Annotated in this window: 25 protein-coding genes; 21 read left to right on the forward strand and 4 right to left on the reverse strand. The window is 61.4% G+C overall.

What is annotated here, in order from left to right:
- Nucleotides 1-9: 9 nt before the first annotated feature.
- The 4 genes from ACR652_RS17245 to ACR652_RS17260 form a co-directional block, all read right to left on the reverse strand.
- Entirely contained in the window at nt 10-2202 is a 2193-nt protein-coding gene (locus tag ACR652_RS17245; RefSeq protein WP_434507713.1) for a ParB N-terminal domain-containing protein, read from the reverse strand.
- Nucleotides 2199-2432 carry a hypothetical protein gene (locus tag ACR652_RS17250; RefSeq protein WP_434507714.1) on the reverse strand — a complete coding sequence of 78 codons (234 nt, stop codon included), beginning with the start codon at nt 2430-2432 and terminating at the stop codon, nt 2199-2201. The genes ACR652_RS17245 and ACR652_RS17250 overlap by 4 nt, the downstream gene beginning before the upstream one ends.
- Nucleotides 2433-2609: 177 nt before the next feature.
- Nucleotides 2610-4523, reverse strand: coding sequence for an alpha/beta hydrolase (locus tag ACR652_RS17255; protein ID WP_434507715.1), 1914 nt, complete (start codon nt 4521-4523; stop codon nt 2610-2612).
- Nucleotides 4524-4584: 61 nt separating this feature from the next.
- Entirely contained in the window at nt 4585-5325 is a 741-nt protein-coding gene (locus ACR652_RS17260) for an XRE family transcriptional regulator (RefSeq protein ID WP_434507716.1), read from the reverse strand.
- A gap of 87 nt (nt 5326-5412) precedes the next feature.
- Here ACR652_RS17260 and ACR652_RS17265 point away from each other — a divergent pair, with 87 nt between their 5' ends.
- From ACR652_RS17265 to ACR652_RS17365, 21 genes are all read left to right on the forward strand, one after another.
- The gene (locus tag ACR652_RS17265; protein WP_434507717.1) at nt 5413-5661 is read left to right on the forward strand and encodes a transcriptional regulator; all 249 of its coding nucleotides are present in this window, start codon (nt 5413-5415) and stop codon (nt 5659-5661) included.
- A gap of 310 nt (nt 5662-5971) precedes the next feature.
- The gene (locus tag ACR652_RS17270) at nt 5972-6361 is read left to right on the forward strand and encodes a hypothetical protein (protein ID WP_434507718.1); all 390 of its coding nucleotides are present in this window, start codon (nt 5972-5974) and stop codon (nt 6359-6361) included.
- A 21-nt stretch (nt 6362-6382) separates the two neighbouring features.
- Nucleotides 6383-6751, forward strand: coding sequence for a winged helix-turn-helix domain-containing protein (locus ACR652_RS17275; RefSeq protein WP_434507719.1), 369 nt, complete (start codon nt 6383-6385; stop codon nt 6749-6751).
- A 201-nt stretch (nt 6752-6952) separates the two neighbouring features.
- Nucleotides 6953-7366 (forward strand): hypothetical protein, encoded by a 414-nt coding sequence (locus ACR652_RS17280; protein ID WP_434507720.1) that lies wholly within the window; start codon nt 6953-6955, stop codon nt 7364-7366.
- A complete protein-coding gene (locus ACR652_RS17285) occupies nt 7350-8576 on the forward strand; it encodes a DUF7146 domain-containing protein (protein ID WP_434507721.1) in 1227 nt (408 codons plus the stop codon). The genes ACR652_RS17280 and ACR652_RS17285 overlap by 17 nt, the downstream gene beginning before the upstream one ends.
- 404 nt (nt 8577-8980) lie before the next feature.
- Entirely contained in the window at nt 8981-10198 is a 1218-nt protein-coding gene (locus tag ACR652_RS17290) for a primase-helicase family protein (protein ID WP_434507722.1), read from the forward strand.
- Between the two features lie 294 nt (nt 10199-10492).
- Complete coding sequence (gene nusG / locus ACR652_RS17295; RefSeq protein WP_434507723.1) at nt 10493-11071, forward strand: transcription termination/antitermination protein NusG; 579 nt, start codon at nt 10493-10495, stop codon at nt 11069-11071.
- A 42-nt stretch (nt 11072-11113) separates the two neighbouring features.
- The gene (locus ACR652_RS17300) at nt 11114-11446 is read left to right on the forward strand and encodes an HNH endonuclease (RefSeq protein ID WP_434507724.1); all 333 of its coding nucleotides are present in this window, start codon (nt 11114-11116) and stop codon (nt 11444-11446) included.
- A gap of 117 nt (nt 11447-11563) precedes the next feature.
- Nucleotides 11564-12151, forward strand: a complete 588-nt coding sequence (locus tag ACR652_RS17305) for a P27 family phage terminase small subunit (RefSeq protein ID WP_434507725.1) — start codon at nt 11564-11566, stop codon at nt 12149-12151.
- Nucleotides 12152-12256: 105 nt separating this feature from the next.
- Nucleotides 12257-13954: a terminase large subunit gene (locus ACR652_RS17310; RefSeq protein ID WP_434507726.1), complete on the forward strand. Its 1698-nt coding sequence runs from the start codon at nt 12257-12259 to the stop codon at nt 13952-13954.
- The gene (locus ACR652_RS17315) at nt 13942-15225 is read left to right on the forward strand and encodes a phage portal protein (protein WP_434507727.1); all 1284 of its coding nucleotides are present in this window, start codon (nt 13942-13944) and stop codon (nt 15223-15225) included. Before ACR652_RS17310 ends, ACR652_RS17315 begins: the two co-directional genes overlap by 13 nt.
- Nucleotides 15222-15908 carry an HK97 family phage prohead protease gene (locus ACR652_RS17320; RefSeq protein ID WP_434507728.1) on the forward strand — a complete coding sequence of 229 codons (687 nt, stop codon included), beginning with the start codon at nt 15222-15224 and terminating at the stop codon, nt 15906-15908. The genes ACR652_RS17315 and ACR652_RS17320 overlap by 4 nt, the downstream gene beginning before the upstream one ends.
- A gap of 22 nt (nt 15909-15930) precedes the next feature.
- Nucleotides 15931-17271, forward strand: a complete 1341-nt coding sequence (locus tag ACR652_RS17325) for a phage major capsid protein (protein ID WP_434507729.1) — start codon at nt 15931-15933, stop codon at nt 17269-17271.
- 93 nt (nt 17272-17364) lie between these two features.
- Nucleotides 17365-17823, forward strand: a complete 459-nt coding sequence (locus tag ACR652_RS17330; protein ID WP_434507730.1) for a hypothetical protein — start codon at nt 17365-17367, stop codon at nt 17821-17823.
- 6 nt (nt 17824-17829) lie between these two features.
- A complete protein-coding gene (locus tag ACR652_RS17335) occupies nt 17830-18456 on the forward strand; it encodes a head-tail connector protein (protein ID WP_434507731.1) in 627 nt (208 codons plus the stop codon).
- A gap of 35 nt (nt 18457-18491) precedes the next feature.
- Nucleotides 18492-18800 (forward strand): hypothetical protein, encoded by a 309-nt coding sequence (locus tag ACR652_RS17340; RefSeq protein WP_434507732.1) that lies wholly within the window; start codon nt 18492-18494, stop codon nt 18798-18800.
- Nucleotides 18801-18803: 3 nt separating this feature from the next.
- Nucleotides 18804-19223 (forward strand): hypothetical protein, encoded by a 420-nt coding sequence (locus ACR652_RS17345; RefSeq protein WP_434507733.1) that lies wholly within the window; start codon nt 18804-18806, stop codon nt 19221-19223.
- 32 nt (nt 19224-19255) lie between these two features.
- The gene (locus ACR652_RS17350; protein WP_434507734.1) at nt 19256-20182 is read left to right on the forward strand and encodes a phage tail tube protein; all 927 of its coding nucleotides are present in this window, start codon (nt 19256-19258) and stop codon (nt 20180-20182) included.
- Nucleotides 20182-20373, forward strand: coding sequence for a hypothetical protein (locus ACR652_RS17355; protein WP_434507735.1), 192 nt, complete (start codon nt 20182-20184; stop codon nt 20371-20373). The genes ACR652_RS17350 and ACR652_RS17355 overlap by 1 nt, the downstream gene beginning before the upstream one ends.
- Before the next feature lie 46 nt (nt 20374-20419).
- Entirely contained in the window at nt 20420-20770 is a 351-nt protein-coding gene (locus ACR652_RS17360; protein WP_434507736.1) for a hypothetical protein, read from the forward strand.
- Nucleotides 20707-21075 carry a phage tail assembly chaperone gene (locus ACR652_RS17365; RefSeq protein ID WP_434507737.1) on the forward strand — a complete coding sequence of 123 codons (369 nt, stop codon included), beginning with the start codon at nt 20707-20709 and terminating at the stop codon, nt 21073-21075. Before ACR652_RS17360 ends, ACR652_RS17365 begins: the two co-directional genes overlap by 64 nt.
- Nucleotides 21076-21190: the final 115 nt, after the last annotated feature.

A 21190-nucleotide genomic window follows, 5' to 3' on the forward strand; every position in this document is an offset into this window, starting at 1 on the left:
AAATCAGCCTCAGGCCCAGCCGTTGCCATCTGAGCAACTGCCGTTTCGGAGGGAAATGTTGAGGTAATGCACGCCAGTTTTCAGGCGCTTTTTCTTGACACCGAGTTCGGCGAGCGCCGCGCCGAAACCGGCAAGATTGAGCGGCTTGCCGGCGCGCTCACCCACATATGCCGCATACGCTGCGTAAAGCTCGCTGGCCTTTAGGCGACCCGCGTCGAGCGCCTCGTTCCCATAATGCACGCGTTCGCGCAGGAACTGGCCGAGCAAGGGCGTCCCATGCTTATCCGTGACCGCGGATATGGACGTGTCGATGTCGCCGGCCTGCGCGTCTTCTGCCGCCTCATCGGCTTCGATGGCCTCGCGCATCGCTTCCGCCGTCGAGCGAGTGTCAGGAGCCGAGCCGACCTGCTCCCCGGACTCCCCCCCGAGGGCGTCGGCAAGAACGGCCGGAAGCCACTGGCGGTCTCGCGCAAGAATTGCCGCGCGCTTGGCGAGCTCGGTCTTCTTCAGCTTGCCGGCGTCGGCCGCCGCTCCTGATCCGTCCATCGCCCGGATGGCGTCGATCGCCACATCACGCGGCTCGGCCTTATAAAAGGCCTCGAAATCCATGTGGTCACGCAGGTCGACCGCAATGGCGCAGAAGTGTGAGGCTGTGGCGAGCCCGATACGGACCGTTTCGAAATCCGGCGCTCGTTGAGCGCTGACAAGGCCGCCAATCAGCGTCGCTAAGGCGACGGGCAATGTGGCCGGATCTTCGACCTCATGACGCGCGCAAATCGCGAGTGCCTTTTCGAAGCGCTCGTGGCGGATTTCGGCGAGCAGGGTGTTCTCCGGCGAAAATCCCGGCCTGGTCGCGCCAGATAGGTTGACCATCGAACCGCCATAGCCGCAGCCAAGCGAAGCGACGGCGAAAAGCATGGCGAGACGCGGATTGCGGGTGCAGGCGTCAGAAAGCGCCAGGGTCGCAGTCTCGTCTAGAATGGCTCGGGTTGATTTCCCTATCGGCTCGGATGCTTGCGCCGGCGGCGGAGCCGCTGCGCTAGGGCGAGACTCTCCGGGCGGCGTCATTCCGTCGTCTTCCTCTTCGGTCGCTTCGGCCGGCGTCGCAGCTTGCTTCTGGCCATAAGCCCGGGTGATCTCAAGCTCGCCCTCCGGGGAGATCGAAACCCAAACGCCAAGCCCTGCCCGCTCCTCGGGCCCAATCGCCCGCAGCAGAGCACGGGTTTGAAGCTCGACGACCTCGTGCTCTAGAGTAGCAATTTCCGCGTCGCCAAGGTCGCCGTTTTCCAGAACCCCTTCGATCTCGTCGAGGCGCGCGTTCTCTTCCTCTGTGTGGTCAAACCGCCGCATGTCCCGAAAGGCGATGACAGGGTTTGCTTCGCCGTAACTGGTTTCCGCCCATCCCCACCCTTCCTCCCAGGCGACCTGGTCTGCTTCTCGCTCCAGCTTCTCCCGAGCGAGCCGATCGAGGATGGGCGTGTCGAGTATGAAGCTCTCGTCCTCGAACAGCTGTTCGTCCAGCCGCCCGCCGGCGGCGACATAGGCGTCGAGACCGACGAAGACAGCGCGCTTGTCTTTCACCGAGACGTCGCTTCCGGAAAGCTCCCGCGCAATCCACCGGGCCGAGTCTTCGAGGTCGATGCTGTTCCCTTCGAGCAGCGCATCCTGCGCCTCATGGCTCTCCGAGGCCGAAAAGGCGCGCGCCTGCTCCGCAGTGAGCTTTCCTTCGCGCCAAGCCGCGCGGACCTTTGGGGATAGGCGTGCGAGCCTCATGCGTCCCTTCACGAAACCAGTCGTCTTTCCAGTACGGGCGGCAATCGCCTGAACGTCGAGGCCGAAGCGCTCCTGCAACTCGACAAAGCGTTCGAATTCTTCGACGGGATGGAGGTCCCGCCGATGCACGAAGGAAATGAGGGAGACCTCGGCCGCCGCCTCGTCGTCGCCCTCGAAAAAGGTCGTCGGCACAAGAAAGTTCTTGCCTTCGGGAAGCTTGTTTTCCGAAGCAAGGAAGGCGAGCGCGGCTAGGCGTCGTCCACCGTCGAGCGCGCGCCATGTGCCGTCTTCCATTCGAATGATCAAGGGCGTCGTCACGCCGCGCGCGAAAATGCTCGCCGCCATTTCCTCGATTTCGTGCTGGTTGGGGGCGTCTCTGCGAGCGTTGAACCTTGAGACGCCAGAGATCTCAAAAAGCCTTAAAGTCATTTGAAAGCCTCGCCCGAAAAGCAGCTTCGTTCCTTCGCAAGGGCCATGATTTCATGGATCTCGTCGGCGAATTCGGCACCCCGATAGCCAAGCCCATAGATGGCGAGCACGACCGCGCCGAAGTCATCTAGGTTGGCAATAGCCGCGATGCGATCGGCAATTGCGTCGAGCGTGTCGCTAGTATGCTGAAAAGAACTTGCAGCTTTCGCAGGCGTCACCATCTCGTTCATCCACAACCGAGGCTTCGGATGAGGGGAATAATAACAAGTTTGCTTGTTGTATGTCAACAAGCAAACTTGTTATATCGCCCCGTCGCTCCTGTGCTGCCTTGACCTTGACATTGGACCGAGTGTCTCTAGAGGGGAAGACGGACCATCCTCTCCCGATTGCAGCGCAAAGCACGGTGTTCAGGGGGCGAAACGCCAGTACCTCGGTGGAGTGATTCCCTCCGGGGCGGGCCGCTCCTCGGCAAGGCGTGGGGCGCGGCGGTCTTCCGCAAGGATCAATCCGATATCATCGATAAGAGGCCGCGCCTCGGCAAACGTGGAGTGGTTTAGATCGAACAATTCCGCGCCAAGCGCGGTAACATCGAGAGTTTCAACTCCTGGGAGAACAATCGGCCCCTCGGGAGGCACGTAGCCGGCCCGCGAGATCCCTCCCGCAATCTTCATTGAGAGCGCCAAAGCATGATCCTTCGAAGACGCGTAGAGAGTGAGCCCTTTGCACATCCCCTTTATCTTCGGGACATCTTGCGTAAATTCATTTCGGTCGATATCTGGTGCCGCCATAATCAGATGCCCCAGTGAGCGTGGCATGGAGCTTCGGTTAGCCAGTGCGTCGAGCACGAGAAAATTTCCCATGCTATGCGCCAAGACATGCACCTTTGAAATCCCGTGCTTTTTTTGCAGGTTGTCGAGCAACTGAATGAATGCATCCCTGGCTAGTAGGGCGCTATTGCGGTCGTACTCATAATCAGCGACGGCGCCGCGCGATGCCCACGAAAATAACACGGGCAGCCCAGTGTACCCGAGATCAAACGAGATCTGAGCTAAACGAAACACCGAGGCTTGGAATGAGTTATTAAAGCCGTGAACAAAAATAAGCGCTTCGTGTGGTTTAACCGCATCGATGAGGGCGTTCCATTCGCTTGGATCAAGCGGCTGCACGCTACGCAGTTCGAAGCCAGACTGCTGCCCTAGCTGAATGCCAAATAACGAGAAGCCGCCGGGAATCTCAATACGGCCTATCTTGTGGCCTTCTGGGATGTGGACGCGTGCTCGCCCAAAACTCAGCGTCTGGCTGCGCTCGCCAGTGTATGTCACTACTCCGGGAGAACCTTCGTCGCTTTCATCGCGTTGCCGTACGGTTGCGTAAAGGATGTCTCGAATTCGAGGATCAGAGGCCTTCTTGACAGAGTCGGCGTCTGGTTCCGCTGGCTTGACTGCGACATATTGCTTTGGTGGAGGCATGCGCTGAGGCCTAGGAGTGCCTCCATACCCAGCCGTATAGCCCGAACCAACAGCGCGAATACGCACCGTGCCGCATTCAATTCCTCCTGGCATCGCCGCCAAAAGGACGCGACAGCCGTCTCGATCGTCTGCGACCTTGACGTTCCGCGCTGTTCCGATCAAGTCGACTTTGCTCCCGTAGATCCAGACAAAGCCGTCCTCCAACAAACGCAATTGCGGGAGCAGCGCTTCTGCGGCGGCGGATGCCTCAGAGGGGACACTCGGCCTCTCCGTCATACGGTCGACGAGAATATCCCCAGTTCCCATTGTCGCGATAATCCGACCACGAGACAGCCCGTCACGCACATCGCCAGCTAACGTGACAACGTCGGCTCCTACGCCCTCGTCAAAGCCCTTGACAGCACTCCAATGAAAGGGCGCGTTTTCACGAGAATCAATGCGTAACGCCGAAAGTAAGGTGCCGGGTGGCGTCCGTGTCGCAATCTGCCCCTTTAGGTCTTCGATTATCTTTGCGTTGGCGATGCCCTCGGCTGTTAGCTCGCCTCCCTTAAGCTCGATCCTGCCAGCGTCCATCTGCGCCAAGACAGATACGATGAGTTTAGCCATCGAGGTAGGTTCGCCATCTTCCCTAGAACTCGCACCCGCATCCAATTCTTTGACGGCTGAGCCCTTCAACTCATCTCGTAGCCGCCCCACCCCGTCCGTAGGGCCTCGTAGGACGATCATAGAAGGGAGGCGCCAGCCAACTATATGAGGTGACTGCTCTGCTCCAAGGGCGGCTCCGATCTCCACGGCGGCGCACAGGAGCGCAATCACCGGAGCGTAGACCCACCATGACAATTGTTTCGTCATTTTCTCTCCTCCGATAGCAACCACAAGCAACATACTCCGGTGCGTCGAAGAGGCATCAAACTCACTCTGTGGTAAAACGCCCAACAAAGCGCCCGATGATGTTCACCTCATCAGCCAGGACTTCATAAGGTTCGTAGTGCGGATTTGCCGAAATAACGCGAAGTTTAAGCGGGTCCGTGCCTCTAACAATCTGTAGCTGCTTCACAACGATCGAATAGCCGTCCCAAAGCACGAATATTCCCTCTGGATTCGGATATGTAAGGCGTCGATCGACGAAGACCCTGTCACCGGATTTTAGCCTCGGTTCCATGGAATCGCCGATAACTTCAAACACCCGAATGTTTTGAGGAGACGCGCGCAACATTCCTGACATAACAGGTTGCGGTAGAGACCATTCGCCGGCAATGCCTTCCGCTGCGTAGGTGTTCCCGGCCTGATCATGTACGTAATGATCGATGGGAACACCCCCGCCACCAGCACCTGACCGGACGTCCGCTTCGAGAATGGCGTTTACTCGTTCGTGCCCAAGCTCCTGGTCAACTCCAGACCCAACCCGCGCATCTTCAGGAGGAATGGGAGGAAATCCGACAGCGTCACGCACCCACTGAAGGCTTACACCTAAAGCTTCGCAAACCGCAGGCAATTCAACACTGGAGCGAGAGTCACCCTTTTCAAGCTGCTGGTAAGCCTGCTGGGAAAACGTGACCCCCGGTCTAAGTCTGCGCACACGGCGAGCAACTTCAGCTTGGCTGATGCCGAGCTGCTTTCTGCGAAACCGTAGCCTTTCACCGATCGTCGTCATGACTCCGAAATTTACAAGGACATTTGTTTCTGCGATCCACAAGTTTCCTTGTTGCTAAGTGACAACTTTCCTTGTATCGTGCCACTCATGGATAACTCGGCAGCGTTAACGGAAGCCATAGAGCTATGTGGATCACAGGCGGCACTTGCTGCCAGAATCGGCGTGAAACAACAGCTCATTTCATTTTGGCTGACGAAATCTAAGATAGGTGTACCCGCGGAGTATGTGCTTCCAATAGAGCGGGCAACCGGGGGGGTCATCTCCCGCCACGCCTTACGCCCAGATATTTATCCAATCGAAGTCCGCACGTCACTTACCGAAGAGGCAGTGAGATGAACGGCGCGGTGACATTAACTGAGGGCGTTGCGTCGGTGACATCGTGCCCTAGGCATCAAGGTGCGCCGCAAGTAACGAAAGCGGCGCAGGCGCACATATATAGACCCCCTTAATAACCCGAAGAGGGCCGCCGCGAGCCTATTCGTGAATTGCTCGTTTGGGCTGCCGACGGTCAACCAAAATCACCAGCGTTGCGTAATTTAGCTTTGACGACGACGCGGCCGGTGGCAGCCGAAAGCGTCGGCAATGTAACCAAAGTGACTTCATCTACTCCCTCCATGTCGACAGACTGACATGGAAGGCTTCGGAAATGTCCGAAAAATCGTCGGAGACGAAATTGAGCGCGTTGATTGAGGCGAAGACGCTTGTTCGGGAGATCGCCGGCGCAGAGCCAGGCGACACGATCAAGAGTCAGATCGCCCGCGCCGCGCGCAGGATCGGCTTTATGTCCGCGTCGCGGGTAAAGGACTGCTGGTACGCGGACGGCAGGATAAAAATTGGCGCCGACGAACTGCATCGCCTGCGCGAAATCGCCAACGCCCAAGAAAAGGCCAAGGAAGCCCGTGACGAATTCGCCAAACTCAAACAGCGAGTCGAGTTTCTCGAAGCTGCCCTTCGCCTTTCGGATTCGGACGCGTATCGCCTGCTGGCTGATACGCAGCGGGCTCAAGGCCGGGAAGACCATCGCTTATTGGATTGACGGAGAATGGAGGGAGATGCCGTGATCTGGCGCGCGCCACACCCCGCGGAATTCAGCGAGGTTGATAGCGGGACATGCTGGCCCGCCGACCTGCATTTCGCGTTTCGCGACCTCGGAGAGCCTCGCTTGACCAATGCTGAGGCCAAAATAGTCTCGCTGCTCTACAGACGCGCGCAGGTATCGCACGAAGCGCTCCTCGCTACGACGTTTGATTACAGCAAAGACGATGACGAGCGCAGCATCGACGTCGTTAAGGTCTATATCTGTAATATTCGCCGTAAGCTCGCCCTGCTTGGCGTCAAGATCGAAACCATGCGGCCTGGGTTCTATCGCTTCGATCGGGACGCGAAAGCGCGCCTGCGCGAGCTTTTGCAGGCCGCTCACGCATGAGCCCGCGCGCGCAACGTCATAGCGGTCCTGATCTCTTCGCGCCTGCTGGCGTTCCTAAAGAGCAAGCGCCGGCAGCAAGAAGGCCGGTCTTTTCAGGCGCCCACGTTTGCGCCTTCTGCGGCGGATTTGCGCCTTTTGGCAAGGGGCGTGCCCGCGCGCCTGAGAACATTGTCTGGGCTTGCAGGGAGCATCGCAAAAATCTTGGCTGAGCCGAAAGAACATATCGCGGCGACTGTCCGCCCCGAAAGCTTCGTCGCGCTGGGCAACGCCGTGCACCAGGTCGTGAGCGGCTGCGCGCGTCGCGACAAGCTTCCCGACCGCCGTGGGTCAGAGTCCTTCGAAACCTGGTTTGAAGGGCAGCAGTTCGTTGTCACGTTCAGCCGCTTTGAGACCGGCGAACTCGCGGAAGTCTTCGTTAACGCGATTAAGACGACCACACTCTTCGATCATCTGGCGCGAGACACCGGCCTGCTGCTTTCGCTTGCGCTGCAGCACGGGGCGGCGGCCGACCGCCTGGCGACAACTGTGTCGCGCGACAGCGAAGGGCGGCCGCAGGGCCTCGCCGGCCATATCCTCGACATTATCGAAAGAGGCGTCCATGAGCATTGCAGATGATCTCGCCTGGCGCGATTGGATCGATGAAGCGAGGCGCGTGAGCGTCGCGAGCTACTGCGCCGCGCGCGGCATCAAGCTCAGACCTGGAGACGCCGGCCAGCCCTGCCCCGGCTGTGGCGGCGTCGACCGCTTTTCAGTCAATACGCGCAAAAACGTCTGGAACTGCCGCGTCTCAGGGTTTTCGGGAGATGCGATCGCCCTTGCGCAGCATATCGACGGCCTCGACTTCCTCGGAGCCTGCGAAGCGGTGACCGGCCGACCGCCGCCGGGCCGTGATGCGCGCGAGACGGCGGAGGAGCGGCGGGAACGCGAAGCCCGCCTCGCCGAGCGCGAAGAAAAGCGCATTGCCCAAGAGGCCCAGCGCGCCCGCGAACAAAACGCCTATCGAGAGGCGGAGCGCCGGCGTGCCTGGGGGTTCTGGCGGCGCTCTGTTCCGGTCGAGGGAACCCCTGCCGAAGCCTATCTTGAGCGCCGGCGGGTTCACCCCCATGCGACGTCCCGGCTGCGCTTCGCGCCCGAGATGGAGCTTTGGACGGAGTCCCGCAGTACCGTCGCCCGCAAAGGCCCTGCGATGATCGCCGCGATCGAAGGGGTCGACGGCCGTTTCACTGGCGTGCATGTCACCTGGATCGATCTCGACGCGCCCAAGGGCAAGGCCGAGACGATTGACCCCGAAACCGGCATGCTGCTGCCAGCGAAAAAGGTGCGCGGCTCGCTCAAGAGCGGATCCATCCGCATGGTGTCCGGCGGCGATGAGCCGAAGCGCTGGTTTCTCGGCGAGGGCATCGAGACTGTGCTGTCCGTCTACTGGTCGCTCGTCGAGGCCGGCTCGTCCCTCGTCGAGGGCGCGGAATTCCGCACGAGCGTCGATCTCGACAACCTCGGCGGCAAAGCAAAGGGGCGGGTTAAGCATCCGACGAAGACGTTCGTGGACGCGCGCGGCCGGAGCCGCTCGGTCTTCGTCCGTAACGACACGCCGGCGGACCCGGACGTCGACTGGCGGGTCATTTTCATCCCACCGAGCGTCGAAGAGCTGATCCTGCTTGGCGACGGCGATAGCGACCCGTTTACAACGCGCCTGGCGCTCTTGCGCGCAGCCAAGCGATTTTCACGGGAATATCCCGCGCTCGCCATCAAAGTGGCGATGAGCAACGAGGGCGTCGACTTTAACGACATGCGAATTGCCGCGTTTGAGGAAGCATCCGCGTGACGGGAAGAGACGACATCGCCCGCGCGGTTGAGGGAGCGGAGGTCGTGATTTTCCCGGGCGGGCGGCAGGCGCCCTCGGCCGAAGATCGCGACCCCGGCGCTTTCCCGGGCGATACGCCGGCTGGCGACGGCGGGGGCGACGAGCCGCCGGAGAATGAAGCGCCGCCGCCGGAAGACGACGGCGGCGCTGCCGGCGACGTGATTGACGATATAAACGGCGAATATAGCTTCGTTCTGATGGGGTCTCGCGCCGTGATCATGCGCGAGACGCCCAACGCCCCGATCGAGGACCGCACGCGCGTCCTGTCGATCGAGGCGTTCAAAGCCTATTTTCAGAATCAGCTCCGCCGCGTCCGAAAGCGCGAGCGGCAGGAAGATGGGTCTTACAAGACTGTCTCTCGCTACGTGTCGATCGCCCCCTATTGGTTGAGGCATGCGCGCCGGCGGACCTATGACGGCATCGAGTTCTTTCCTGACCCGAACAATGCGCCCGGCACGCCCGGCTATTTCAATTTGTGGCGGGGGTTCTCTGTCTCGCCGGATACAGAAACGTCACCGCAGGAGCGGTGGAAAAAGTATTTTACGTTTCTTGATCATGTAAAGGCGAATATCTGCGACAGCAACTATCAGACGTTTCGATGGGTCTGGCACTGGTTCGCGCATCTCATCCAGCGTCCCCGTGAGAGGATCGGCACGGCGATCGTGCTGCGCGGCAAAATGGGGACGGGAAAGACGATCGTCGGAAATGTGATCGGTTCACTCTTTGAGTCGCATTACTTCCTTGTTGACGATCCTCGCTACATTGTTGGCCAGTTCAACGCGCATATGGCGTCCTGCATCCTGCTGCAAATCGACGAGGGCGTCTGGGCCGGCGATAAGGCAGCCGAAGGCCGTCTCAAGGGCCTCGTGACAGCGCCAAAGCAGATGGTCGAAGCAAAAGGCGTCGATCCGATCCGGCTCGACAATTATGTCCGGTTGCTCTTCACATCGAACGAAAGCTGGGTCGTTCCCGCTGGCTTGGACGAACGTCGCTTCGCAGCTTTTGACGTCGCCGATCATTGGAAAGAAGATCACAGCCGGTTCGGGAAGCTTTATGAAGAGCTCGACAGCGGCGGGAGAGAGGCGCTGTTAGCGGATTTGCTCGCCGTCGACCTCGATGCGCCTGACGCACCAAATTTGCGCGTGATCCCCAAGACGGAAGCGCTTCTGGAGCAAAAAATCCGCTCTCTGGACCCGATTACCGCTTGGTGGCTCGGGCGCCTCGTTGATGGCTCGCAAACCCATCGCGCTGGCGGCTGGCGGGAGCGGGTGCCGTCGTCGACGATTTTCAATGACTACCTCCGATCGGCCGACAAGCTGGGCGTTCGTCGTAAGGCGGCAGAGATAGAGTTCGGGATGCAGATGCGGCGTCTTTTGCCAGGGATGAAAAGGGCAAGGGCGACCGAAGAAGTCGAGATCTACGATGAGCAGACCGGCGCGCCTCACTCGGTGATACGCCGCGTCTGGTGCCTGGAGTTTCCCTCCTTAGCCGAAGCCCGCGCCGCCTTCGACGCCGCGATCAAACAGGAGTTCGACTGGGGTGCAGAAGAGAAGGGCGGCCCATCCGAGAGCGACGCAGAATGAGGGCGCGTCCCATCTGTCCCATCCGTCTGACATTTCGCCGAGAGATGGGACGCGGTAACTAACTGTTTTTATGAATGCTGTCCCATCTGTCCCATCTGTCCCATCATTTTCTCGCGCGCGCATTGCGGTTGAGTGCCGACGATGGAGCAGCGCGGCAACACCGAGGTCCGAACAGCCAAAAAAGATGGGACAGATGGGACAGATGGGACAGTTAGTGTGAATTCAAATAGTTAAAGCGTCCCATCTTGAACAGAGAGATGGGACAGATGGGGCAGCCGAGTATGGAGTGGCATAATGGCGGCGTGGCACGTGATTGAATGCTTCGAGGGGAAGGATCGGGACGTTTATGGCCGCCTGGCGGCGTTGGGCTTTGAGGTGTGGCGACCGGTTTTAAAGGTGCGCTCAGCGGCGCGCTGGGTTGGAAAGCCACTCGAAGCGAACAAGCGGAAGGCGCGGTATGTTCCGATCTTCGGCCGTTACCTCTTCATCCGCATTGAGATGAGTGATTCGGTCTTTAGCGCGATCAAGGAACAGCCTGGCGTCGAGACGTGGTTGTGCTTTGCAGGCTCGAATGAGCCGGCGATCGTGCCTGATGAGCTCATCACTCATTACCGCAACTTCAAGCCGGAACGCGTTGATGTAACTATCGCTTACACGAGGGGCGATATTGTAAAGGCGCTGCAAGGACCATTCGCAACGCTCCAAGGCGTCGTCGAGAGAGTTGACTCGAAGGGCGTTGTGTGTGTTGAAATGAGCATCTTCGGCAGACCGACGCCCATCATCTTTCCAGTCGGTCACGTCGAGCTTGTGGAGCATGGCCGCCGGCCACCGATCGAGCACGACGTTCGGCAACGCCCGCGAAAGCGAGCGTAAGTGCGAAGCCTGCCCGGCCTCAGCCCTCGATCATCAAGCGCCATGCCCTCCTCTCCGAAGACGGCTCGCCCGTCCCACCGCGCCACAGCGCCAAGCGAAGCGCGCGCCGAATATGACGCGCGCCGCCGCAGCCGCTACGAGTGGCGCAAGTGGTATGGCTCTCAGCGGTGGCGGCGGATGGCCAAGGCGCAACTCGCGGCTCAACCCCTCTGTTGCATGTGCGAGGCGGAGGGGCGCGTCGAGATCGCGACCGTCGCGGACCATGTCATCCCCCATCGGGGCGACTGGACGCTGTTCTGGGAAGGCGAGCTGCAATCGCTCTGCGCCCACCACCACAACCGCGCGAAGCAGAGCGACGAGGCCCGGGGGGCCTAAATCTTTAGGCCCGTAGGGGGCGCAACCGGTCAGGTAAGCGCCCAAAAAATTCCGCGATATTCCCGAAAGTTTTTTTTGTTCTGGGACTCCATGGGACGCAGACCGGACACGCCGCGCATGCAAGCCGCCAAGGGCTCCCCCGGCAAGCGGATGTCGAAGGCCGACAGGGCGCTGGCCGAGGCCGAGCGCTTGGCGAGCGTCATTGCGGCGGCTCCAGCGGAGTCGAGCGATCCGTTCGCGCCGCCGGCGATGCTGCTCGATGAGCGTTTGAGGCCAGCGTTGACGGTCTGGCGGGAGCTCGCGGCGGAATTAAAGAAGTTCAACATTGTCAGCAATCTCGACCGTTACACCTTTGCCGTGCTCTGCATTTCGGTCGCCGACTATATGGCTGCGGTCGACAACATTCTCGTCAATGGCGCGCAGTATTGGGCGAAGACGCACGGCGGCAACAAGATGCTTCGCACCAATCCCGCGGTGATGGTGAAAGAGCGGCTTGGCAAGTTCATCTTCGACGCTGCGGCGGAGTTCGGGCTCTCCCCGTTGCGCCGCTACGCGCTTCTGCGCGAGCAATCCGCCTATGGCGGCGGAGCGATGCCGACCGCAGCCAGCCGCCCGGCGGATGCTCAGGCCGATCTGCTGAGCGACGCGGAGGATTTGATCGGCCTCGCGGCCCGGCGGGATTCGACGCCACCGACTCTTCAGTGACGGTAGTCGGAGCGTCCTGGAATGATCTGCAGCGAGTAGATGGCGGCAACCGCGCTTGCTTCGAGCGATACTGCGTCCTCGACCCCTGACCTTCCAGAATTCGTCGTGGCTGCGGCAGCGAAGGGCTGGCCCTGGGCGGAGATCGCCTGGCGCCGCGCGGCGGCCGTTGAGGGCGCTTGGTATGACGAGGCCAAAGCCGACGCGATCGTCGATCTCTGGCCGAAAATCTTCCGGCTGACGGATCTGCACTTCGCCGGCGTCCCTTTCCGGCTCGCGCTTTGGCAGGAGTCAGCCGTCCGCCTCCTCGTCGGCTGGAAAATCGGCGCCGAGATCGTCGACCCTCACACTGGCCGCGCCGCGGTGCAACAGGTCCGCCTCTTCCGCCGTCTCCTGCTGTGGATCCCGCGCAAGAATGGCAAGAGCGAGTTCCTCGCCGCGCTCGCCCTGCTCTTCTGGGCGCTCGACGCGGTGCACGGCGGCCAGGGTTACTGCTTTGCGCTCAATGAGAAGCAGGCGCGCACGGTTCTCAACAAGATCAAGGCCATGATCTTCCGCGAGCCGCGCCTGGCGAAAGACCTCACGGTGTTTGGCCGCTCGATCTGGATGGCGCGCCGACAGGCCCGTTTCGAAATCTTGACCGGCAAGGCCGAAGGAAAACACGGCCTGTCGCCTTACGTCTCCGTCGGCGACGAGATGCATGAATGGCAGTCCCGCGATCTCGACACGACCATCCGGCAAGGCATGGGCGCGCAACTGCAGCCGATCGAGCTCTTCGCCTCGACCGCCGGCCTCAAATCGGCGGTCACTGGTTACGAGCTCTTCCAGGAGTCCTTAAAGATTCTGGCCGGCCCGATCGAGCCGCCCGCGCGCGGCGAGGATACTGGAGAAGGCCTTTACGATCCCACTTCCCTCGTCGTCATGTTCGCCCTGGAAGACGACGACGACTGGCAGGACGAGAGCAACTGGCGCAGGGTCAACCCCAATCTCGGGCTCTCGCCGACGATCGACTTTCTTCGCCGCGAGGCGGCTCTCGCCACGAACAACCCCCGGGCCGAGTCGCATTTCCGGCGCTACCACCTCAACCAATGGGTCGAGAACGCCGTCAAATGGATCCCGCCGAAGAAATGGGACGCCTGCTGCGAGGACAAGGACGCTTGGCGAAAGCGCGCCGATACGCTGCGCGGCCGCAAATGTTTCCTCGGCTTTGACGTCTCGTCCACACAAGACATCACCGCGCTGGTCGCCTGGTTCCCGCCCGACGAGGAGTTCGCGACCGTCCGCCTCTTCGCCCGCTTCTGGTGCCCCGAGGAAAATATCGACGTCCGTTCGAAGCGCGACCGCGTCGCCTATGACCGCTGGGTGAAAATGGGCGCGCTGGAGGCGACCCCGGGCGATTATGTCGATCAGGCCTATGTCCAGGCGGCGATCGGCGAGGCGCTTGAGGCCTTCAGCGTGCAGGCGATTGGCTTCGACCCGTGGAACGCGACGAAGCTCGTCACCGATTTGCAAAACGAGGGCGTCGATCCGGAGCGGTTCGTCAAAGTCCGGCAGGGCATTCCCTCGCTCGGCGAGTCGACGAAAGCCTTCGAGAAGCTCGTCTTCGCCGGAAAGCTCGACCACGGTGGCCATCCGGTTCTCAGATGGATGGCCGGAAACGCCTGGGTTCGCTTCGATCGCAACATGAATTTCGCGCCGGACAAGGAGCGGTCCCGGGAAAAGATCGACGGGATCGTCGCCGCCGTCATCGCTCACGCCGTCGCCATCAACGCCGAGCCGCAAGGGCAATCCTTTTGGGACTCCTGACGAAAATCGCGGGCCTCTGGCGGGGCTCGGTCAAATCCGGCCTGATCAATATTCCGGATTTCCTGTCCTACCCCGGCGTCAAATCCGGCGTCGCTGTGACCTGGCGCTCGGCGCTGGAGGTTTCCGCCGTCCTGGCCTGCGTCCGCGCGATCGGGGATGGCTTGTCGCAGACGCCCCTGCGCTTTTACGACGGTAGCCAAGATCGCCTGGCCCGGGTCAAAGATCACCCGCTCGAGGCGCTCTTCCGTCGGCCCAATCGCTGGCAGACGGAATATGAATTCCGCGAGACGCTGGCGATACACGCCGCCCTGACAGGGAACGCCTTCGTTTTTGTCAACCGGGTGGGCCCTTCGAAGGCGCGCCGCATCCAGGAGCTCATTCCGATCTCGCCCGGGCGGGTGACGGTCTACCGCAAGGCTGATCTGAGCCTCGAATACCATGTCGCGGCGGAGGTTCCCGATCAATCGGGCCTCTCGCAAGGCCTGTCACAGCTCTCGAGCGGCGACGTGACGGTTTTCCCGCAGGAGATGATTTGGCACTTCCGGGGCCCCTCGTGGAATTCCTGGATGGGCCTCGAGCCCGTGAAGCTCGCGCGGGAGGCGATCGGCCTCGCCATTGCGACAGAAGCCGCCCACGCCATGCTGCACAAGAACGGCGTCCAGCCCGGCGCGCTCTATTCGGTCGACGGCAAGCTTTCCGAGGAGCAGCATGAGAAGCTGAAGGGCTGGATCGAAAAGCACGTCGCCGGCGACAATCTGTTCAAGCCGCTCGTCCTCGACATGGGGGCAAAATACGCCTCCCAGGCGATGACCGGCGTCGACGCCCAGCACCTCGAAACGCGGCGCTTCCAGATCGAAGAGATCTGCCGCGCCTTCCGCGTCAATCCGATCATCGCCGGCTACAGCGACAAGACTTCCACCTACGCCAGCGCCGAGCAGATGTTCATTGCCCATGTCGTGCATTGCATCGCGCCCTGGGCCAAACGCTTCGAGGACTCCGCGCGCTGCGCCCTGCTTGCGCCGGACGATCCAACCGTCATTCGCCTGCATCTCAATGGTCTCATGCGCGGCGCGGCCCGCGACCGCTCCGATTTCTACGCCAAGGCGCTTGGCCACGGCGGCGGCCAGGGATGGATGACGCCCAATGAGGTCCGTGAAGACGAAGGGCTGGATTGGATGGAAGGCGAAGACGCCATCCCGGCGGCCGTCGCCGGCGCTTCGGCGGCTGACGCGCCGCCAAACGATCCTGCAGCAGATGGAACCGGGCAATGAATTCGTTTCTCGCGCCCTTTGAGATCAAATTTTCGACCGACGCAAAGGCCGGGGCGTTTCAGGGCTACGGCGCCATCTTCGGCAATGTCGATTCCTATGGGGACGTCATAGCGCCCGGCGCCTTCAAGCGCACCTTGAAGGAATGGGGCAAGAAAAAGAGCCTGCCCGCCATGCTCGCCCAGCACGGCGGCTGGGGCATGGCGGCCAGCGACCTGATGCCGATCGGCGTCTGGACGGACATGCGCGAGGACGAAAAGGGCCTTTGGTGCGAGGGCGTCTTCGCCGACACGCCGCGCGGGCAGGAAGCCTATGCGCTCTGCAAGATGGAGCCCCGCCCCGCCCTCGACGGCCTATCGATCGGCTATGCCGCCAAGACCTATACCGTGGGGACAAAGCCCGAGGAGCCGCGGCGCACGCTGCAGGATATCGAGCTCTTTGAGGTGTCGCTCGTCACCATGCCCGCCAATCCGAAGGCGCGCGTTTCTGCCGTCAAGTCGGCCGGTGAGATGACCAAACGAGAATTCGAACGGGCTTTGGAATGCGGGACGCTTCCAAAGCTGACGTCGAGCGAGGCCAAACGGCTGCTTTCGGGCGGCTGGGAGGCCATGAGCGCCGCGCGGGACGCCGGCGACAGAGAGGCCGCGGACATCCTGCGGCGGTTGCGCGCGCTGCGCGGCGAATAGCTCAGAAAAGGGATTTTTGGCGATGAACCACATGCTGGAACGAAAGAACTATGAGCGCAAGGACTCGGGCGCCCTCGACCCGGCGGTGTCCGCGCTCTTCGCCGAACAGATGAAGACCTTCGAGGCCTTCAAGGCGACGAATGACGCCCTGGAGAAGGAGGTCAAAAAGCTCGGCTCGGCCGATGTCCTTACCGAGGAGAAGCTCGGCAAGATCAACAAGACCCTGGACGACCTCGGTGACGCCATCAAGCTCTCGCAGAAGCACGCCGAGGAAATCGAAGCCAAGTTCAATCGCGGCGGTCTGGGCGGCGGCGGAAAAGAGGACGCGGAGATCAAAGCCGCCGGCGACTTCGCGGCGCTGACCGGCCATGCCGTGACCGTCGACGATTTCCGCGACTATAAGAAGGCCTTCAACACCTATATGCGCAAGGGCCCGGATGGCCGCCAGCCTGAGCTCAAGTCGCTTTCGGTCGGCTCCGACCCGGACGGCGGATATGCCGTCACGCCCGACGTCACCGGCCGGATGGTCGCCAAGATTTACGAGTCCTCGCCGATCCGTCAGGTCGCCAGCGTCGTGACGATCGGGACCGACTCCCTCGAAGGCCCGATCGACAATGGCGAGGCGGGCGCGGGCTGGGTGGGCGAAAAGACCAGCCGCACCGAGACGTCGACGCCCCAGCTCGGCAAATGGACAATCGCGGTCAATGAGGTCTATGCCGAGCCCCGTGCGACGCAAAAGGTTCTCGACGACGCGATGATCGACCTTGAGGCGTGGCTTGCGACCAAGGTCTCCGACAAGATCGCCCGCGTCGAAAACGCCGCCTTCGTCGCTGGCGACGGCGTGCTCAAGCCGAAGGGCCTGTTCTCCTACGCTTTCGCGGCCACGACCGACAAGGCTGGGACCCGCCCCTGGGGAACGTTCGAATTTGTCGGAACCGGGACCTCAGGCGCCTTCAGTGCAACCGCGCCGGCCGACGCCATCTATGACCTCGTCTATCGCCTCAAGGCGGGCTATCGCACGAACGCGCGCTTCATGATGACGCGGGCGACCGTCGGGGCCATCCGCAAGTTCAAGGATACGACCGGTCAATATCTGTGGCAGCCGGCGCTGACCGCTGGCCAGCCGCAGACGGTCCTCGGCTACAGCGTCGTTGAAGGCGAGGATGTTCCGGAGATCGCCGCGAACTCCTACTCGATCGCCTTCGGGGACTTCGCCGAGACCTATCAGATCGTCGATCGCGTCGGCATCTCGGTGCTGCGCGATCCTCTGACGCTGAAGGGATGGGTCAAATTCTACACCCGCCGGCGGACGGGCGGCGGCGCGGTGAACTTCGAATCGATGAAGTTCCTGAAATTCGCCTGAGACCGGCCTCCCAAGGCGCGGTTTCTGCCCTTTGGCGGCCGCTTCTCTCGTGGACCAGCCGCCCTTCCCTGCCTTCACAAGGACATTTAAGAGATGACCCCGGAACGCGACGCAGTCTCGTGCTGCAGCTATGTGAACGCCATCGCCCCCGCCGTCTATGCGGCCGACCAGGCTGGCGCCCTCGTCGATCTTCGCGACTATCGCTCTGCTACAGTGCTGCTCCATATCGGCGTCGGCGGCATCACCTTTTCGGGAACGAACAAGATCGAATTCGTTCTCCAGGCCGGCAACGCCAGCGACGGATCGGACCTCGCGAATGTGACGGACGACGAGGTCCTCAATATCGACAGCGTGGCGCCGCCTTCGATCGCAAATGGCATTGTTCGCGCGCTGGTTGCCGCGCATGCCGCCGCCACCGTTCAGAAAATCGGCTATATCGGCGGCAAGAGATACCTCAAGCTCACGGCTGATTTCTCGGGCACGCACGGAACCGGAACCCCGATCTCCGCCCTCGTCGAGCTTGAAGTCGGCGAAACCCAGCGCGTTGCCTGACCTCAGATGCCGACCCTTCGCCTCGCCAGCCCGCCTACGACGCAAGCCGTCTTGCTCAACGAGGCGAAGGCGCATCTCCGCGTCGATACGACGGACGATGACGCTCTGATCGCCGCGCTGATCAGCGCCGCGACCGATGCGCTTTATTACCTCAACCGGACCATTGTTCCCTGCCAATGGGAGCTCGATCTCCCCTCCTTTTCGGACGAAATCATCCTACCCCGGCCGCCGCTCATTGCGGTCAGCTCGGTAATCTACCGCGACCCCGCAAATGTCCAGCAAACACTCCCAGCGAGCGTCTATGACGTCGTGACGGACAGCGAGGGCTTCGGATACGTCCGCCTTGCCTATGGACAATCCTGGCCAGACGTGCGCAGCGGCGGCGAGCCGGTGACAATCCGCTATGACGCCGGCTATGACGCGCCGCCGCCGCCAATCAAGGCCGCCATCATGTTGCGGGTCGCTCGTCTTTACGAGCTGCGGGATGCAGCCTCGCTCGCGCCCCGCCTGCGCGCTGAGACCAACGAGGGCATCAACCGCTTCGAATATGCCGTGTCATCGGCCGGCGCTTCCGAAGCGGTCTCGGAGGCGGAAGACCATTTGCTATTCCGTTACCTCGCCCGGTCGCCATGACGCCTGCCCAAGCCCGTCAATCGCTTGCACGGTCATTGAAAGCATCGGGGCAGACGATCGTCCTCCAGCGTCTTACCGGCGCCGGCGCCGGACCCTACAGCGTCAAGGCCAGAATCGTGGGCGCTGACCCTTCCGACGTCGTCGGCGCGGTCCAGCAATTGCGCCGCAAGGCCATTGTGAGCGCGGAAGACGTCGAGTCGACCGGCTTCCCGGTTCCATTCCTCCCGAAGCAAGACCGCTTGATCTGGAATGGCAAGACACTCGTCATCATCGCGGTTGATGACGCCACGCGGCGCCTTCAGGGCGTCCTGGTCGCCTATGAACTCGAATTGGCTGGCGCTTAACCCATGGCGTCCCTTGCCGTTCAAAACACCGTCGCGTCAATCCTCGCCGCCAATTGGACCTATACGGACGTCTATGGGCCAAACGCGACTGGCTCTGTTCCGTCAGACAACAGCGCTTTCCTTGAGGTCGTCTATCCTTTCTGCAACGAGCAGCAATATTCCTTCGGCGCGCCAACGAACTACCACGAGGAAAGCGGCGCATTTCGCGTCGTGCTGAACATCCCGGTAGGAATTGGCATCGATCCACCCGGGACGCCGTGGACGACCCGCATCGAGGCGCTGATGCAGCAATTCCGGGGGAAGTTCCTCAACAGCACGGAGTTCCTCGGCTTCACCGGGCCAACGATTCTCGATGACGCCGATGACGGCGCCTATTTCGAAATCTCCTTCGCCTGCTCTTACCGCCACATGCTGCTGGCCTGATGGGCCTATCCCGCCTCACAGGAGAATATTAAATGACCTTCGCTTCCGGTTTGCAGCGCGACGTAGCTGTCGTCGACGAGGTCGCTTGGGGCACAACGCCCGCCACCCCGTCATTCGCTTATGCGCGCGTCCTCGAAGGATCGGGCATGAATGCGACGAAGCAGACGGAATTGATCCGTCAGCTTTCGAACCACTCAAACCCGGTCGATCTCGTTCAGCTCGGGCAGGACGCAAGCGGGTCCTATGCGCTCGTTCCAAGCTACGGCGGCGCGTTCGAGTCGATGCTGCTCGCCACCATCCGGCAATCCGCCTTCACAACGAACACCGCATGGAATGGCCGTTCTATCCTCTCCAAGACGTTCGAGGAAAAGATCACGGGCACGGCGGCCAACTACCTTCGCTACACAGGCGTCGAAATCGAGTCGATGGAGATCAGCGTCGCGGCCCGTGGGCTGATGGAGGCGACGATCAATGTCCAGGGCAAGGTCGCCGCCTTGGCGACATCGCTGATTTCCGGCGCGACATATGCCGCTGTGAACAGCGAAGAATATTACAACGCGCTCGGCGTGGCCAATATCTCGCTGGTCGGACTTTCGCCGGTGCCGTCGATCCGGTCGCTCAAGATGTCGATCAAGCATGCGCTGACGCCGATCAACGTCATTGGAAGCCTGACGCGGCTGGGCAACGCCTTCGATATGATCGAAGTGACGGGCTCGATCGAGACCCTCTTTGAGACGAACGCGGGCCTCGCCGCCTTCCTCGCGCACAACAGCGGGTCGCTCGCCTTCACCGTCGGGTCCGTGACCACCAAGAAATACACCTTCACCATGCCGAAGGTTTATTTCCAGGAAGGGAGTGTCTCCCAGGCCGGCGCGGGTCCGATCCTGGCGACGCTCGGCTTCACGGCTGTGTATGACGGCGCGAACGGAACCATCAAGATCGATAAGGCTGTTGCGTGATGAAGATCGAAGTCACCCAGGCCTTTTACGGGCGACCAGACGAGTCCGTTGCAGAAAACACCCTTTTCCTAGAAGGCGCGGTCGTGGATGTCCCCGACGACTTCGGGAAGATGGTCGTCGCCAAGGCGCTGGCGAAAGTCGCCCCCGCCGCATCCCCAGCAGAGAAAGTGAAGCCGAATGAAGCTCAGTGATATCGCCGTCAACGCGGAGGCAATCGAGACCGGGCGGTGGGTCCCCGTGGGGCAGTTCCTGCCGGCCGTGCGCCTCAAGGTCCGCGGCGCGGACAATACCGACTGTCGCCGCCTGAGGAACAAGTTGATCTCTGAGGTGCCGCGAGCCGAACGGATCAAGGGCTTGGACACGAAGACGTCCGACTCGATCAACGCCCGGCTCCTGGCTGAAACTGTCCTGGTCGATTGGTCCGGCCTCGAGGATGATGACGGCGCCCCCCTTCCCTTCTCGAAAGCCAAGGCGCTCGAAATCCTCACCAATCCCTCGTTCGTGGTTTTCAAGAATGCCGTGGAATGGGCCGCGGCCGTCGTCGGCGAAGACGATTTCGCCGAGATCGAGGACGCCTCAAAAAACTGATTGAGGCCCTTGAATGGGCCCTGGCTTACTCCGATGCCGATGGATGGCTGCTGGAGGAAGCGGCGGATGGCGATCCGGTCGCGGTGCGCGCGATCTCCGCGTGGCCTGAGATCGCTCCGCATCTGCAATTCGTCTGGGAAGCGTTCTGGGGATTGGGCTCAGATCGTCCCCTGACGATGGGCGGCGTTGGCGCAATCCCCTTCTCGTCGATCGATCGCTACGCCATGCGGTTTAGCATAACCGACCCCGATCAGTTCAGCCGCTTCATTCGTCTGCTCCGGCTGTTGATTTCCGCTGAGAGTTGACCCGGGAGAGCGGGAAATTTCCGCTGAGAATTGACCCATGTTCTGAACCCGCCCTGGCTGTTTTCAGCGGGGGTCGACGGAGTGATAGACATGGCGTTATTGAGCGTTATCCGGC

The organism is Methylocystis sp., from assembly GCF_051061225.1.
GTDB lineage: Bacteria > Pseudomonadota > Alphaproteobacteria > Rhizobiales > Beijerinckiaceae > Methylocystis.